Annotated in this window: 17 protein-coding genes; 2 read left to right on the top strand and 15 right to left on the bottom strand. The window is 62.1% G+C overall.

All coding sequences use genetic code 11. The features are described from left to right. Positions 1–25: 25 nt before the first annotated feature. The 13 genes from AAHK21_RS21270 to flgB form a co-directional block, all read right to left on the bottom strand. A complete protein-coding gene (locus AAHK21_RS21270) occupies positions 26–955 on the bottom strand; it encodes a ketoacyl-ACP synthase III (RefSeq protein ID WP_367858256.1) in 930 nt (309 codons plus the stop codon). Between the two features lie 283 nt (positions 956–1238). Next, positions 1239–2801 (bottom strand): flagellar hook-associated protein 3, encoded by a 1563-nt coding sequence (locus AAHK21_RS21265; RefSeq protein WP_367858255.1) that lies wholly within the window; start codon positions 2799–2801, stop codon positions 1239–1241. A 12-nt stretch (positions 2802–2813) separates the two neighbouring features. Next, complete coding sequence (gene flgK, locus AAHK21_RS21260) at positions 2814–4853, bottom strand: flagellar hook-associated protein FlgK (protein WP_367858254.1); 2040 nt, start codon at positions 4851–4853, stop codon at positions 2814–2816. A 10-nt stretch (positions 4854–4863) separates the two neighbouring features. Further along, entirely contained in the window at positions 4864–6060 is a 1197-nt protein-coding gene (gene flgJ / locus AAHK21_RS21255) for a flagellar assembly peptidoglycan hydrolase FlgJ (protein ID WP_367858253.1), read from the bottom strand. A gap of 11 nt (positions 6061–6071) precedes the next feature. Beyond that, positions 6072–7187, bottom strand: a complete 1116-nt coding sequence (locus AAHK21_RS21250; RefSeq protein WP_167659457.1) for a flagellar basal body P-ring protein FlgI — start codon at positions 7185–7187, stop codon at positions 6072–6074. Between the two features lie 6 nt (positions 7188–7193). Then, positions 7194–7889, bottom strand: coding sequence for a flagellar basal body L-ring protein FlgH (flgH, locus tag AAHK21_RS21245; protein WP_110702406.1), 696 nt, complete (start codon positions 7887–7889; stop codon positions 7194–7196). 79 nt (positions 7890–7968) lie between these two features. Continuing rightward, complete coding sequence (gene flgG / locus AAHK21_RS21240; RefSeq protein WP_038706564.1) at positions 7969–8754, bottom strand: flagellar basal-body rod protein FlgG; 786 nt, start codon at positions 8752–8754, stop codon at positions 7969–7971. A gap of 48 nt (positions 8755–8802) precedes the next feature. Beyond that, positions 8803–9543 (bottom strand): flagellar basal body rod protein FlgF, encoded by a 741-nt coding sequence (locus AAHK21_RS21235; protein ID WP_023629796.1) that lies wholly within the window; start codon positions 9541–9543, stop codon positions 8803–8805. Positions 9544–9703: 160 nt separating this feature from the next. Next, on the bottom strand, positions 9704–9898 hold the full coding sequence (locus AAHK21_RS21230; RefSeq protein WP_367858252.1) for a hypothetical protein: 195 nt from the start codon (positions 9896–9898) through the stop codon (positions 9704–9706). Between the two features lie 69 nt (positions 9899–9967). After that, complete coding sequence (flgE, locus tag AAHK21_RS21225) at positions 9968–11290, bottom strand: flagellar hook protein FlgE (RefSeq protein ID WP_367858251.1); 1323 nt, start codon at positions 11288–11290, stop codon at positions 9968–9970. Positions 11291–11320: 30 nt separating this feature from the next. Continuing rightward, positions 11321–12019: a flagellar hook assembly protein FlgD gene (gene flgD, locus AAHK21_RS21220; RefSeq protein WP_367858250.1), complete on the bottom strand. Its 699-nt coding sequence runs from the start codon at positions 12017–12019 to the stop codon at positions 11321–11323. A 10-nt stretch (positions 12020–12029) separates the two neighbouring features. Further along, the gene (gene flgC, locus AAHK21_RS21215) at positions 12030–12473 is read right to left on the bottom strand and encodes a flagellar basal body rod protein FlgC (protein WP_023629792.1); all 444 of its coding nucleotides are present in this window, start codon (positions 12471–12473) and stop codon (positions 12030–12032) included. Positions 12474–12475: 2 nt separating this feature from the next. Further along, entirely contained in the window at positions 12476–12883 is a 408-nt protein-coding gene (gene flgB / locus AAHK21_RS21210) for a flagellar basal body rod protein FlgB (RefSeq protein WP_023629791.1), read from the bottom strand. Between flgB and AAHK21_RS21205 the strand changes: the two genes are divergently transcribed. Continuing rightward, positions 12864–13130, top strand: coding sequence for a hypothetical protein (locus tag AAHK21_RS21205; protein WP_367858249.1), 267 nt, complete (start codon positions 12864–12866; stop codon positions 13128–13130). The two genes, flgB and AAHK21_RS21205, sit on opposite strands and share 20 nt — an antisense overlap. A gap of 65 nt (positions 13131–13195) precedes the next feature. On the opposite strand, the gene cheR is transcribed toward AAHK21_RS21205, so the two are convergent. Both cheR and AAHK21_RS21195 read right to left on the bottom strand, forming a co-directional pair. After that, positions 13196–14023 carry a protein-glutamate O-methyltransferase CheR gene (cheR, locus tag AAHK21_RS21200; RefSeq protein WP_367858248.1) on the bottom strand — a complete coding sequence of 276 codons (828 nt, stop codon included), beginning with the start codon at positions 14021–14023 and terminating at the stop codon, positions 13196–13198. 52 nt (positions 14024–14075) lie between these two features. Then, complete coding sequence (locus AAHK21_RS21195) at positions 14076–15005, bottom strand: chemotaxis protein CheV (protein WP_110702387.1); 930 nt, start codon at positions 15003–15005, stop codon at positions 14076–14078. Between the two features lie 63 nt (positions 15006–15068). On the opposite strand from AAHK21_RS21195, the gene flgA reads away from it, so the two are divergent. Beyond that, on the top strand, positions 15069–15818 hold the full coding sequence (gene flgA, locus AAHK21_RS21190; protein ID WP_367858247.1) for a flagellar basal body P-ring formation chaperone FlgA: 750 nt from the start codon (positions 15069–15071) through the stop codon (positions 15816–15818). The last annotated feature ends 80 nt before the right edge of the window (positions 15819–15898 follow it).

Genomic DNA, 15898 nt, shown 5'->3' with positions numbered 1-15898 from the left:
GGCGTTTTTTTGATACCACATCGACTCAGTCGCGATAGAGAATCGCCGAGCCCCACGACAGCCCAACACCGAAACCACTGATGGCCACACGCTGCCAGCTGCTGTCGAACATATGCTTCTGCAGCAGCAGCGGCACGCTGGACGACACGGTGTTGCCGGTTTCGAGCATATCCTTGACGAACTTCTCCGGGTGCTGCTCCTCGAAGCGTCGCGCCACGGCATCGACGATCGCCGCGCTGCCTTGGTGAATGCAGAACGCATCGATATCCGAGGACTGCAGGTTGCTGGCCGCGAGCAATTCATGCAGGTGCGCCGGCACCTTGACCAGCGCGAAGTTGAATACCTGGCGACCGTTCATGAAGAAGGTGCCATCACTGACCTTCAGGTGCTCGGCACCCGAGCCGTCAGTGCCGAAACGCGCCTCGCCCAACTGCCACACAGCATCTTCGCCCATCCAGGTGGCGGTGGCGGCATCGCCGAACAGCATGGTGGTGTTGCGATCTTCCGGATCGACGATCTTCGAATACGGGTCGGCGGTGATCAGCAAGCCGTTCTTCAGCCCGGCCGCCTGCATGAAGCCCTTGATGGCGTACAGGCCGTAGACATAGCCGGAGCAGCCCAGCGACACGTCAAAGGCCGCCACGCGGGTCGACAGGCCCAATTTGTTCTGCACGATCGCCGCCGTGTGCGGCAGCCCTTCTTCGTCACCGTTCTGGGTGACCACGATCAGCACATCGATCGACTGCGGATCCAGCTCCGGGTTGTTGGCGAACAACGCACGGGCCGCCTCCACGCACAGGTCAGAGGTCTCCTGCTCCTCGGCCTTGCGCGGCAGGAAGGAGGCGCCGATCTTGCCGAACATGAACTCTTCGTCCTTGCCGAACTTCGCACCCTGGACGTAGTTGTCCAGGCCAGCGGTGGGCACGTAACTCGCGATGCTTTTGATGCCAATCATTCTGGCTTCCCAATGAAAACAGCCAAAGACCGCCACTCGATGGATTGAGGGCGCCAACTACCGGGACGAGGGCAACAGGCCTTGGCCAGGCCGACATCTGGCCTGCCCTTCTGCGCACCGGTAACAAAATGCTGCAGCAGCTGCCGCATAGAATACAGGGAAGATGCACGATTTGACTCATTAGTCACAGTCAATTCTCGCCAGACACCTTTCAAAGCAGGCGGCCAGACACGAAAAAGCCCCGGCAGCGAAGCGCTGGCCGGGGCTTTTTGGTAGAGCGCAATCAGAGCTTGTTGAACAGACTCAGCTGCGAGATACGCGAGAAGGCCAGCTGCGAAGCTTCGAGCATGGCCTGCTGCAGGGTCAGCATGATCGACGCTTCGGCCATGTCGGTGTTGCCGATGGCGTCCTGGGTGATCTTGTTGGCCGTGGTCAGGCTGGTGTTTTCCTGGCGCTGGATATCGATCGAATTGCCTCGCGCACCAATGGCGCCACGGGTGATATCCACCTGCTCGCGAGCACTGGCGAGGTTGGCGACCGCCGAGGCAACGGCGTTCTTGATCGCGTTGTTGTTGCCGTCATTGCCAGGCGGCGCATCCAGCGCGGAACGCAGCTGGCTGAGGGTTTCCAGCACGCTCTGGTTCTGGTGGTTGTTGGCATTGATGGCGAACTGGTCACCCGCCTGCGGCGCACCGGATACCTGGTAGGTCACCCCTGCCACCGTCAACGCCGGCGCGGTGAAGGTACCGCTGGCCACCGGCTTGCTGTCTGCGGTCAATGGCTGGGCATAGAACTCGTAGGTGTTGGCCCCGGTGAACTTGATCACCGCGCCATTGCTCGGGAAGGTGCTGCTGTAGGCAGCCTGGTCGGTCACGGCGCTGCCGGTCACCTGCGCGCTCGACGGGTTACCGGCGCCACGCACGGTGGTCAGCGAATCGGGACGGGCCTGCACGCTGAACTCACGACCGGCGAAGACGGCATTGGCATCATCGCCTTCTTTCAGCGATGCAGTGACTTCGAATTCGACGCCACGCAAGGCGATGCGGTTACTGCCCTCGGTCTTGCTGTCGAAAGTGCCATTGGTCGCTGTTTCGGCGGTGATGTCGTTGCCCAGGGCATCGGTCACCGTGTACTGGGTGGCGCTGGTGAAAGTGATCTTGTACGGCTGCCCAGCGGTAAAGCTGCTGTTGAACGTGTTGTTCGAGGTCATCAGCCCCGGCGACAGCGCAACCTTGCCATCATCGACCGCCGGCGCCACCAGGGTGGACTCGGTACGGCTCTTGTTCTTGGCCGAATCGAAGATGCTGAAACCGGTGTCGTTGGTCGCCAGGCTCAAGGTGTCGGACACCTGCAGGCTCAGCTGGGTCTGGTCGCCCTGGTAGCTGTAGCTGCCATCGGCATTGCGCACATAGGGTGGCGACGAAGTCTTGGTACCACCGAACATGTAGTCGCCGTTGGCATCGCGCGAATTGAGCAGGCCGAAGATATTGGCCTCGATCTCTTTCAGCTCGCTGCTGATGGACACGCGATCGGCATCACTGACCCCGGCGCCACCGGCGCGGATGGCCAGCTCGCTGGCACGCTGCATGGCATCGTTGATGGTGGACAGCACGCTCTCTTCCTGCAGCAGCGAGTTGTTCACCGTGGTCATGTTGCCGTCGTACTGCTTGAGCAGCGCTTGCTGCTGTTGCAGCAGGAGCAGGCGTGCAGCGCCGACCGGATCGTCAGCGGCGGTCTGGATGCGCACGCCGGTGTCGATCTGTGTCTTGCTCTTCATCAAGTCAGCGAAGTTCTTGGTGTAGCTACTGGCGCTCGACTCATAGAACTGAGCGGTGGAAATACGCACGATGGCTACTCCTTAAAGGGCGTTGATCAGAATGCTGAAAGTTTCCTGCGCCGCCTTGATGATCTGCGACGACGCGGTGTAGTAATGCTGGAACTTGATCAGGTTGGCCGCCTCATCGTCCAGGTTGACACCGGAAACCCCGTTGCGGCTATCCTTGGCCGCATTGAGCACGGCCGTGGTCGCAACGGTATCGATTTTGGCCTGGTTGGCCTTGGCACCGACGCGCTCGACCAGCGAGGCGTAGGAGGATGTGAAGCTGGTACCGCCGCCGGAGTTCATGCCGACCGTGGATTTGGTCTGCAGGCCTAGCAGCGCCTGGGCGTTGCGGTTGTCGGACTTGCCGTCGGCATTGAAGCCGAAGCTGAAACTGTCATTGGCGGCCGGACTGCCGCCCACCGAGGTCTCGACACTGAATTTACGCGGATTGCCGCTACCATCGAGGATTGGCGCACCGGCGGCATCACGCATTGGCACGTTGATGGTCAGCTTGTTGTCCTGGCCGGGCACGATGGTGCCGGTGCCGATGGAGTTGCCTTTGGCATCGAACAGTTCATAAGCCTGCGTACCACCACTGGCCGCCTGGAACACCATGCGCACCGGCATCGAATGCTTGATCGAATCCTGGATCAGCGCAGTGTCGGCGCCACCGTAGATGTTCAGGTTGGCACCGAGATTCGGCGGGGTGATGGTGCCGGAACCTTTATTGCCGCTGCCGACGATGCCATTGATCGGGCCAGCGAACGCCAGCTTGTTGGCATCGGTGAGCACGGTATTGATCGAACCCGCCGCCGTGCGGGTCGGGCTGACCTTGAAGCTGTCGCCAGCCGCCAGAGCGCCCCCCTGGAGTTTGAGGGTGAAGCCGTCGATCACCGGCGGCGGCGTGGTGGTCAGATCGAAGTTACCCATATCGGTGCCGTCGGAACGGCGCACGCTGTACTGATTGGGGCCGGTAAACTTGACTTCGTAATCGTAGGTGGTGAGCGCGCCGCTGTTGGCGATGGTCACATCCAGATTGCCGGAGCCGGCGCTGTTGCCCGCGGCCGCCAGGCTGCGCTGGCTGACCGCCATGGCGCTGTTGATGCTGGAGAACAGCGCGCTGCCGAACTGCCCGTTGGCATCCAGGCCCTGCCCCAACTGGCTGTTGATGCTGTCCGCCACCACCAGGGCCACGCGGCCCAGCTCATTCATCGACGGATTGAGCACGTCCTGGCGATAGCGCAGCAGGCCGCCCATCTGCCCGCCGGTGACCACCGAGGTGACGTCGGAGGAGAAGGTCGGGTAGTTGATCTGCAGGCTGTACTGGCTGTTGTCCGTGGCGCTCGGCACCGCGCTCAGGGTGTTGGCGCGGTTGCCGGTAACCAGCGACTGGCCATTGCCCAGGTACACGTCGTAGTTGCCGTCGCGCTGCTGCACGGTGACGCCGACCAGCTCATTGAGCTGGCGGACCGCTTCGCTGCGCGCATCCAGCAGGTTGTTCGGCGAAGCGCCGGACGCCGACAGCTGGGTGATCTGCTTGTTGAGGTCAGCAATGCTCGAGGTCAGCTTGTTGACCTGGCCCGACAGCGTGTCCAGCTGGCTGTTGATGCTGTCGTTCTGCTTGTTCATCTCGCTGGAGATGGCGTTGAAGCGGTTGCTCAGGGTTTGCGCCTGGGTCAGCAGCAGCTGGCGCGAGGCAACGTCGCTAGGCTTGGCCGAAGCGGTCTGCAGCGCCGAGAAAAATGCAGTCAGCACCGAGCTGATGCCCGTGCTGCTCTCGGCCAGCAGTTTGTCGATACCCGTGATCTGATCCTGGAACGCCGCCGCGTCGGTGTTGAGCGAGGTGGCGGTCTGCAGTTGATTGTCCAGGTAGGCGTTGTAGATGCGGCGCACATCCTGCAACGTAGTGCCGGTACCGACGAAGCCGACGCCGATATTGTGCGAGGCGCCGGTACCCTGGATGACCTGCTGCCGCGAATAGCCGGAGACCGCCGCGTTGGCGATGTTGTTACCGGTGATGGACAGCGCGGTCTGGCTGGCATTCAGGCCGGAAAGCCCGATCGAGATCAGAGACATGCTTCAATCCTTATAGATTCGTGTTAGTGCCGGCCATGGCGTATTCCTGGGTTGGCCGCAGCTGCCGGGCAATGCTGATGATCTTGCGGGCGTAGTCCGGATCGGTCGCATAGCCTGCCTTCTGCAGCTCTCTTGCAAACTGTTCCGGGTTATCGGCGGCACCGACGGCATCTTTATAGCGGTTGTTGTTCTGCAACAGGCTGACCAGGTCGTGGAAGCTGTCTTGGTAGGAGTCGTACGAACGGAAGGCCGCCGTCTCCTTGACGAACTGACCGCCACGGAACTCGCTGGTGATCGCCCGCGCTTCACCACCCTGCCAGTTGCCGGTAGCCTTGATGCCGAACAGGTTGTGGCTGCTGCTGCCGTCGGGGTTGCGCATGACCGACTTACCCCAACCGGTTTCCAGCGCCGCCTGGGCCACCAGGTAGCGCGGATCGATGCCGATGCGCTTGGCCGCCTGCTCCGCCATCGGCAGCATGGTGGCGACGAAGGCATCACCATTGCTGAACGCCTTGTTCGGCGCCAGCGGCGGCTGAGCCACGGCCCGGCCGAAAATACGCATGCCCTCGCGCGGCGCGGCGAAGGTCTGTGCCGGCTGCCAGTCGCCGCGGGCGACGCCGGCGAGCGAAGGGGCATTACGACCGGACACCGCCGTGTCATTGCCATTTGCACCAGCAACGGCGGCGGGCGGCACGATACCGGCCAGCAAACGGTCGGTCAGCTTGCTCGGCAGCGCCAGGCGACGCGAGTTCAGCGCCGCCACATCATTGCGCCCGGTCACAGACTGTTCGACGCGCGCCGGGTTGACCATGCGGCTGCCCCACAACGCCGGGGCAGCAACGTCGGTTCGTGGGAACGGACTGGTGTTGACGCTACCCTTGTTCTTGCTCAACTGGCGCACCAACACATCCTGCAGACCGATACCACCACCCTGGCGGGACATGCTCACCGCCATCTGCTGGTCGTACATGTCACGGTACTGCTTGACCGTGTCGCTGTTCATCGGGCTGTCTTCATCGGCCATCACATCGGTGGCCTTGCGCGACGCCTTGAGCATTTCGCTGACAAACAGCGATTCGAATTCCTGGGCGACCTTGCGGATATTGCCCTCACTGTCGCGATCGCCATGCTTGAGCGAACTCAGGCGATTGAGATCAGTAAAGGCACCGCTGTCGGCGCTACCGGAAATCAGGCTTTTCGGATTCATCCCTGGCGTCCTCAGATCACGATCAGGTCGGCCTGCAACGCGCCGGCCTGCTTCAGGGCTTCAAGGATCGCCATCAGGTCGCTCGGCGCCGCACCCACCTGGTTTACCGCGCGAACGATTTCATCCAGCGTGGTACCCGGGCCGAACTTGAACATCGGCTTGGCTTCCTGCTCGGCGTTGACCCGCGAGCGCGGCACCACGGCGGTCTGGCCATTGGAGAACGGGCCCGGCTGGCTGACGATCGGGTCTTCGGTGATGGTCACGGTCAGGCTGCCGTGGGTAACCGCCGCCGGCGAGACCTTGACGTTCTGGCCGATAACGATGGTGCCGGTGCGCGAGTTGATGATGACCTTGGCCACGGCCTGGCCCGGGTCGATCTCGAGGTTCTCGAGAATGGACAGGTAATCCACGCGCTGGCTCGGGTCCATCGGCGCGGTAACCCGCACCGAGCCGCCATCAATCGCCTGCGCCACGCCTGGCCCCAGCAGTTCGTTGACCTTGTCGACAATGCGCTTGGCAGTGGTGAAGTCCGGGCGATTGAGGTTCAGGGTGAGGCTGTTGCCCTGGTTGAAACCACTCGGCACCGCCCGCTCGACCGAAGCGCCACCTGGAATGCGCCCGGCGGACGGGACGTTGACGGTGATCTTCGAGCCATCGCGGCCTTCAGCGTCGAAGCCGCCAACCACCAGGTTGCCCTGGGCGATGGCGTAGACGTTGCCGTCGATACCCTTGAGCGGCGTCATCAACAGGCTGCCGCCGCGCAGGCTCTTGGAGTTGCCGATCGACGACACGGTGATGTCGACCACCTGGCCGGGCTTGGCGAAGGCCGGCAGGTCGGCATGCACCGACACCGCGGCAACGTTCTTCAACTGCACGTTGCCCGAACCTGGCGGTACCTTGATACCGAACTGCGACAACATGTTGTTGAAGGTCTGCAGGGTGAACGGAGTCTGGGTGGTCTGGTCACCGGTACCGTTCAGGCCCACCACCAGACCGTAGCCGATCAGCTGGTTGGCACGCACGCCGGAAATGCTGGCGATATCCTTCAGGCGCTCGGCGTGGGCGCCGAAGGCACAGGACAGAAGCAGAGTCGCGGCAATCAACCGCCTAGCGTTGAACATGGTCATCCGTACTCAGAAAGGCCAGAGCGGGCTGATGAAGAAACGGTCCAGCCAACCAGGCTGGCTGGCATCGGCGAACGAGCCGGTGCCCGAATAGGTGATGCGCGCGTCGGCCACACGGGTGGACGGCACGGTGTTGTCGGTGGCGATGTCGTCGGCCCGCACCAGACCGGCGATGCGTACCAGCTCCTCGCCGGTATTCAGGGTCATCCACTTCTCGCCACGCACCGCGATGATGCCGTTGGGCAGCACTTCGGCCACGGTGACAGTGATCGAACCGGTCAGGGTATTGCCCTGGGTCGCCTTGCTGTCACCCTTGGTGGAGCGGTCACCGCTGTAACCGGCCTCAAGGGTAAGATCGCCGCTGCCCAGCGGATTGTTGGTGTTGGGCACGGTACCGAACAGCGAAGTCAGGCCGAGGTTGGCCTTGCTGTTCTTCTGGATCTGCGAGCCGGCATTCTTGCTCGCCGAGGTACGCTCGTTGAGGGTGATGGTGATGATGTCGCCAACCCGGAACGCCTTGCGGTCGGTGTACAGGCCCTGCTCGAAACCGGCCTGGTAGATCGAACCGTTGTTGGCCGCCGCCGGCAACGGGGTGCGCGGCAGGACCGGCGCGTAGTACGGATCGTTGGGCTTGGGCGGCGGCGCGACGCAACCGGCCAACGATACCGCCCCCCCCAGGGCGAACACGGACAACAGACGTTTCATGACTCTTACCTCTAGGCAAAACAGGCGCTGCAACAGCGAGCGGATGGTCAGCGGCCCGCACCCGGCGGGCCGCCACGGCTTACAGCTGCTGGGTGACGAACGACAGCATCTTGTCGGCGGCGGAGATGACCTTGGAGTTCATCTCGTAGGCGCGCTGGGTGGTGATCATGTTCACCAGCTCTTCGACGGTGCTGACGTTGGAGGCTTCCAGGGTCTGTTGCTGGGTGGTGCCAAAGCCGTTCAGGCCCGGCGTGCCAATTTGCGGCGCGCCGCTGGCGGCGGTCTCAAGGAACAGGTTGCCGCCGATGGCCTGCAGGCCGGCCGGGTTGATGAAGTCGGCGGTCTGGATGTTGCCGATGACCTGCGCGGCCGGGTTGCCGGCGGTAGTGATCGAGACGGTGCCGTCCCGGCCGACGGTGAAGGTCTGCGCATCTGGCGGCACGACAATGGCCGGCTCCAGGGCGAAGCCGTTGGCGGTGACGATCTGGCCGTCGGAGTTCAGGTGGAAGGTACCGTCACGGGTGTACGAAACGGTGCCGTCAGGTTGCAGGATCTGGAAGAAACCGCGACCGTCGACCGCCATGTCCAGCGGGTTCTCGGTAGTCTGCAGGCTGCCGGCAGTGAAGCTCTTCTGGGTGCCGACGATGCGCACACCAGTACCGACCTGCAGGCCCGAAGGCAGCTCGCTGTCCTGGGTCGACTGCGCACCAGGCTGGCGTTTGATCTGGTACAAAAGATCCTGGAACTCGGCGCGATCACGCTTGAAGCCGGTGGTCGAGACGTTGGCCAGGTTGTTGGAGATGACCGCGAGGTTGGTGTCCTGGGCGGACAGGCCGGTTTTAGCGACCCAAAGAGCCGGAAGCATTTAGTGTTCTCCTCGTGCGCCTGTTTTACGGCACCCGTTCAAATGTAGTTAGCCGATTTGCAAAACCCGAGCCATGGCTTCATCGCCTTCCTTGGCCGCGTTCATCATCTTGATGTGCAGTTCGAACTGACGCGACAGCGCCAGCACCGAGGTCATTTCCTCGACGGCGTTGACGTTGCTCGATTCCAGGAAGCCCGAGACCAGGCGGACGTTGACGTCGGCATCAGCTGGCTGGCCGCTGGCGGTGTGGATCATGCCATCCAGCCCCTTGGTCATACCCTTGATATCCGGATTGACCAGCTTGATCCGGTCGACCTCGGCCATCACTCGCGGATCCTCGCCCATGGCGCGGATGCTGATGGTGCCGTCGTCGCCGACCTCGACCTTCTGCTCGGGCGGAATCGCGATCGGGCCACCATTGCCGATGACCGGCATGCCGTTGCCGGCACGCAGCACGCCCAGGGCGTCAATGTTCAGGCTACCAGTGCGCACATAGGCTTCGCTGCCATCGGGCGCCTGCACGGCGATGAAGCCCTTGCCGGCAACCGCCACGTCCAGTTCGCGACCGGTCTCGACCAGCGCACCTTCACTGAAGTCGGTAGCCGGACGCTCGGTCATGGCAAAGGCACGTGCCGGAAAGCTGTCGCCAAACACCGGCATCGAACGGGCCTGCTCCAGGTCGCGCTGGAAGCCATTGGTGGAAACGTTCGCCAGGTTGTTGGCATGGGCCTTTTGCGCCAGCGCGTTCTGGCTGGCACCGGTCATGGCCACATAAAGCATCTTGTCCACAGCATCTCCTCTACGCGAACCTTGCCGCGCTGTCGTTGGCAAGGGCAAAGCAATTATCGAACCAACATTACAAAGCCCCGTAACACGGGGCTTTCAGGGCATCCTATGGCGGTTGGCGTCAGTTTATCGGCGAATACTTGCCGCAGGCGGCAAACCCACGTCAGTCGTCACGACAGGCGCCGTTACGGTAGGGACCAGAATGACGCTTCCAGCCCTCGCCCGGATCGTTGGCCGAGCACATGTAGCGCCCGGTCGCCAGGCTTTGCCACTGATACCAGGGCGCCGGCGCGGCCCCCAGCGACAGCGCCACCAGCAACGTACCGGCCACGACCACGAACACCGACAACTTCTTCATGACTTCACTCTCCGCACTGCCAGATGTGAAAAAGCCCCTGCGGGCAGGGGCTTTTTCACGCCACGATCATCAGGTCATCTGGATGATGGTCTGCATGATGGTGCTTTCGGTGGAAATGGTCTTGGCATTGGCCTGGTAGTTGCTCTGCGCCTTGATCAGGTTGACCAGCTCACCGGTCAGGTCGACGTTGGAGTCTTCCAGGGAGCTGCCGGCGATACGGCCCAGGGTGCCGGTATCTGGCTCGCCGATGATCGGCACGCCCGAAGCGTAGGACTCTTTCCAGGCAGTGGCGCCGACCGGCGTCAGACCCTGCAGATTGGCGAAGTTGGCGACCACCACCTGACCGATGACCTTGTTCTGGCCGTTGGTGAAGTTGGCAAACATGTTGCCGCTCTGATCCACGGTCAGGCCGGCCAGTTCACCGGTGGCATAACCATCCTGGTCCTTGGCGGTGGTGGCCGAAGCTGCGTTGTACTGAGTGGTGGCCAGCATGTCCAGGGTCACACCACCGGTACGCGCGGTGGCGCCATTGCCGACCCAGGTACCCGCCGCGTTTTTCTCGGCAGGCACCCAGCCGGTCAGCTGGAAGGTCTTGTCCGCGGCGATGGTCAGGCCACCGGTGACCGCACCGGCAGTCATGGCCGCGGTGTCGAGCTTGCCGCCCGAGGTGAACGGCAGCTTGTTGGCCAGCGGCGTGGTCAGCGCCGGGTTGGCAGGGTTGCGACCATCGATGGTGGTGTACATGGTCCAGGAGTTGGTGCCGGCATCCTTGACGAAGTACTGGTTCATCTGGTGTTCGTTACCCTGGCTGTCATAGACCGGGGTGTTGAAGGTGTAGTTGTAGCTTTTGACATTGGTCGGGTCGAACGGCGCAACCGAAGGCGCGGCGTCGCTGGAGTTCAGGTTGACGGTTTCAGAGATACGACCGGTCGGCTTCGGCGACAGGTTCGAGGTATCGATCTTCAGGTTGGTCAGCGAGCCCTGGATGACCTTGCCGTTCTCATCCACCGGATAGCCTTGCAGGTTGGCGCCGTTGGCGTTGACGACATAGCCTTCCTTGTCGCTGTAGAAGGCACCGGAGCGAGTGTAGATACGCGAACCGTTGTCGTTCAGGGCGAAGAAGCCGTTGCCATCGATGGCCATGTCCAGCGCCTGGCCGGTGCCGTTGATGTTGCCCGGATTGAACATCTGCGAGACCGCCATGGTCTTCACGCCGCTGCCCACCTGGGTCTTGCCGCCGGCGGTGCCGCGGATGGACTGCGAATACTGGTCGCCGAACTCGGCGCGCGACGCCTTGAAACCGCTGGTGGCAACGTTGGCAATGTTGTTGCCGGTAACGTTCAGTGCCTTGTTCGCCGCATAGAGACCGCTAAGGCCGATATTGAAAGACATGTACTCGCTCCTTGTGCCGATTCTGCGGCGTTAAATTCCGATGGTGGTTACTTTGGAGATGCCGACTTTGCCGATGCCGGCCAGGTCGACCATCATCTCGCTGCCGTTCTGGAAGCTGACACTGTTGACCTTGGCCGGCAGCAACGTGGCCAGCGTCTTGGCCTTGCCGTCGACCTTGGTCTCGGCGCTGAAGGTGTAGGTACCCGGATCGACCGCCTCGCCCTTTTCGTTTTTGCCATCCCAGATAAAGTCGGCGGTGCCGGCCTTCTGCGCGCCCAGCTCGATGGTCTTGACCACGTTGCCGTCCTTGTCCTTGATGGTGACCTTGCCTTCGGTGATGTTCGACGGCACCACGACCTGGCCATTGAAGCTCTTGGTGGTGTCTACCACCGCCTTGTCGCTCGCCACGATCACCGAACGGCCGACCAGCGAGGTAGCCTGCAATGCCTGGGACGAACCGATGCCGGTAAGGATGCCGTCGACCGACTCCTTCAGCGACTGGATGCCTTCGAGGCTGCTGAACTGCGCCAGCTGCGCGACGAACTCGCCGTTGTCCTGGGGATCGAGCGGGTTCTGGTTCTTCATCTGCGTAACCAGCAACTTCAGGAACGCATCCTTGCCCAATGCGCTGCCGGCCTGGCCGGTGCTGGCATTGTTCTTGGTGGTAGGCTTCTGCAGCGACTCCAGATAGCCGCTGCCGACCTTGTTATCGGTATTGGTGGTAGTCATTTAGGCTCGCTTACTGACCCAGGGTCAGCACTTTCTGCATCATGTTCTTGGCGGTGTTCATCAGTTCGGCGTTGGTCTGGAACGCACGGCTGGCGGAGATCATGTCAGCCATCTCCTCGACCACGTTGACGTTCGGGTAGTAGACGTAGCCGTCCTTGTTCGCCGCCGGGTGGTTCGGCTCGTAGCGCGCCTCGAGGTTGCTCTGGTCCTCGATGATGCCCTTGACCTGTACGCCCTGCCCCGCTTCGCCCTGGTCCTCGAACAGCGACTGGCCAGCGCCACCCTGGGCCTGCTGGAAGGTGGTGGCGAACACCGGATGACGGGCACGGTAGGTCTGGTCGATGCTCGACGAGACGGTCTCGGCGTTGGCGATGTTCGAGGCAACGGTGTTCAGGCGCGTGTTCTGCGCGCTCATGCCGCTACCGGCGATGTTGAAGACACTGGCAAGGGACATGGTCACTCTCCGCGCAGGGCCGATACCAGCCCTTTGAATTTACTGTTGAGCAGGGTGAAGCTGGCCTGGAAGCCAACGGCGTTTTCCGTGTAGTTCGATTGCTCGATCTGCGCATCGACGGTGTTCTGGTCGATCGACGGCTGCATCGGGGTACGGTATTTCAGGGTGTCATCCATCATCGCCAGGCCTTCAGCCTCGATATGGCGATTGTTGGTGCGATCCAGGGCAATGCGGCCGCTCTGCTGCTTGTCGGACTCGGCGGCGAGCACGGAGGAGAAGTCCATGTCGCGCGCCTTGTAGTTCGGCGTGTCGGCGTTGGCAATGTTGTTGGCCAGCACCTCGGCACGCTGGGCGCGGAAGCCCAATGCCTTTTCGTGGATGCCGAGCGCCTTGTCGAAGCTGATGCTCATATCGGGGAAACCTTCAGAGGTTGACCAGAGTTTCGTTGGCTTAGGCTTTAGCAAGGGCTGTGCCAATCCCGGCAACCCCCGAAATCAGTGGAGTTTGCCGGGCATGCGGCAGATGGCAATGCCAGAAAAGCGGCAAAGTGCTTCCGCTTCGAACGCGGCGGGCGGCAATTGCCGGGCGGTAAAAGCGGCAAAACAAAAATTTGACGTCATGCAGGCGCGCCTATTCGCTATCGATGGCTACAGCTGATAGCGCTTTTCACAACGCAAACAAAAAGGCCGATATCGCGAGATACCGGCCTTTTTTGTTGAGCCTCACTTGGCCTGGTAGATGATCCCCGGACTGCACTGGACCATCTGGTAGTGGTCCGGCAGCCCGTTGAGCGCCTCCGACGCACCGAGGAACAGATAACCCCCAGGCTTGAGCGTGCCGTGAATACGCATGAGGATGTCCTTCTTGACCTGGGCCGAGAAGTAGATCAGCACGTTACGGCAGAACACGATGTCGAACTTGCCCAGCGGCGCGTAGCTATCGAGCAGGTTGTAGGAACGGAACTCGACGCGGCTGCGGATCGGCGCCTTGATCGCCCAGCGCCCCGGCCCCTTGGTGTCGAAGTAGCGCTGCAGGCGCTCCTGCGACAAGCCGCGGGCGATGGCCAGGCTGTCGTACTCACCGGTCTTGCAGTTGTTGAGCATGGCGCCCGACAGGTCGGTGGCGACGATCTGCGCACCCACCTTCAACTGGCCAAGGTTGGTCCGCTCGAACTCGTCGATGGCCATCGACAGCGAGTACGGCTCCTGCCCGGAGGAACAGGCCGCCGACCAGATGCGCAGGCGCTGGCCCGGGTTGTTCTTGATGAACTCCGGAATCACCTTGTTCTTGAGCACCTCGAATGGGTAGGTATCGCGGAACCACAGCGTCTCGTTGGTGGTCATGGCATCGACCACCTGCTCGCGCAAGCCACCGCGTGGCTGGGTCTGGATGCGTTGCACCAGCTCGCCCAGCGACTTGATGCCCTGTTGCTCCATCAGCTTGTTGAGACGGCTGGAGACCAGGTACTGCTTATTCTCGCCCAGCAGGATGCCACAGGCTTTCTCCAGGAAGACCCGGAACTGTTCGAAATCCAAATTACCCGTAGACAATGCTGCCGCCTCTTTATCAATCGCTAGCGCCGGGGACGACCCCCGGCCGTTTTCAATGGCTCGCCTTGATCCGATCGACCACGCGCTGGGCGAGATCATCCGGCTTGAACTTGGCCAGGAAGTCATCGGCCCCGACCTTCTTGACCATCGCCTGGTTGAATACCCCGGACAACGAAGTATGCAGGCAGATGTGCAACTTTTGCATGCGTGGATCGCTGCGAATCTCCGCCGTGAGGGTATAGCCGTCCATTTCCGGCATTTCAATATCCGAGATCATCATGAGGAACTCGTCCTCAGGACGCTTGCCCTCGTCCACCAGCTTGCGCAGGTAATCCAGGGCCTGGCGACCATCGTTGAGCGCCACCACCTCGACGCCCACGGTCTGCAGGCAACGGCTTACCTGCTTGCGCGCCACCGACGAGTCATCGACGGTCAATACCCGCAGCATCACCGCCTTGTCCTGAACCTCGGCATCGATCACACCATCCGACACAGACTCGGACGATGGCGCCACCTCGGCCAGCACCTTCTCGACATCGATGATCTCGACCATGCGGTTGTCGACCCGGGTCACGGCGGTCAGGTAGTGATCACGCCCGGTGCCCTTGGGTGGCGGATGGATCTCTTCCCAGTTCATGTTGACGATGCGCTCCACCGAGTGCACCAGGAAACCCTGGGTCTTGGTGTTGTACTCGGTGATGATCACGAAGCTGTTGCGCGTCTCTTCCTTCAGCTGCGGAAGGCCCGTGGCCATCGACAGGTCCAGGATCGGGATGGTCGCCCCCCGAATGTTGGCCACGCCGCGCACCACCGGATGAGACCTGGGCAGCAAGGTCAGGTCCGGGCACTGTAGTACCTCGCGCACCTTGAACACATTGATGCCGTAGAGCTGGTCGCCATTGAGGCGAAACAACAACAACTCCAGGCGGTTCTGCCCCACCAGTTGCGTGCGCTGGTTGACCGAATCCATCACTCCAGCCATGCCGGACTCCTTCAACGATTGCCTGTGTACCAAATCGGCACGGGCTTTGCTTTTTTGAACGCCATGTACACGAAAACGACAAATTTCCGACGACTGACGCGCCTGTTGACCGGCTCACTGGCCGCCCTGTGCCTGCTGGCACCCGGCATACGTACGCTGGCGGACGCTTTTACCTTGCCTGAACAGCTTATCGGTGTCACTCAGGGGTTTCTTGAATTCACCGTAGAGGATTATCTGGCGACCACCCAGACGCCGGGGCGCTACGAGATCCAGGTCAACACCCTGGACCCGCGCCTGCGCATGCCGTTGTGCAGCCAGCAGCTCGATGCCTCGCTGGAAAGTTCGACGCCGCTTGGGCGGGTCACGGTACGGGTGCGCTGCGATGGCGCGGCGCCCTGGACGGTGTTCGTCCCGGCTCAGGTGCGCCTGCTGCGCGACGTGGTGGTGATGACTCGCCCGCTCAAGCGCGAAAGCGTGGTCGGTGAAGGCGATATAGCCATGCGCGAGCGCGATGTAGGCACGCTGGGCCCCGGCTACCTGACTCAACTGGACCAGGCGCTGGGCATGAAGCTGCTGCGCCCCACGGTGCTCGATCAGGTGCTGACGCAACAGCACCTGGAGCAGGCCGAAGTGGTGCGCAAGGGCGACCACGTGGTGATCATCGCCCGCAGCGGCAGCCTCAGCGTGCGCATGCCGGGCGAAGCATTGGACAAGGGCGGCCTGCAGACGCAGATCCGCGTGCGCAACCTGAACTCCAAGCGCGTGGTCAAGGCACGGGTCACAGGGCCCGGCCAGGTCGAGGTGGCCATGTAGCAACACCCCGCGTCGGGATACTGACAGAACGCTGGCGATGTGGAACCGCGCACCCTAAACTGTGTCACACATCGGGTTGC

The organism is Pseudomonas sp. TE50-2, assembly GCF_040813665.1.
GTDB lineage: Bacteria > Pseudomonadota > Gammaproteobacteria > Pseudomonadales > Pseudomonadaceae > Aquipseudomonas > Aquipseudomonas soli.
Note: the sequence above shows the minus strand (reverse complement) of the source record. Positions and strands in the feature narration are given on the sequence as shown.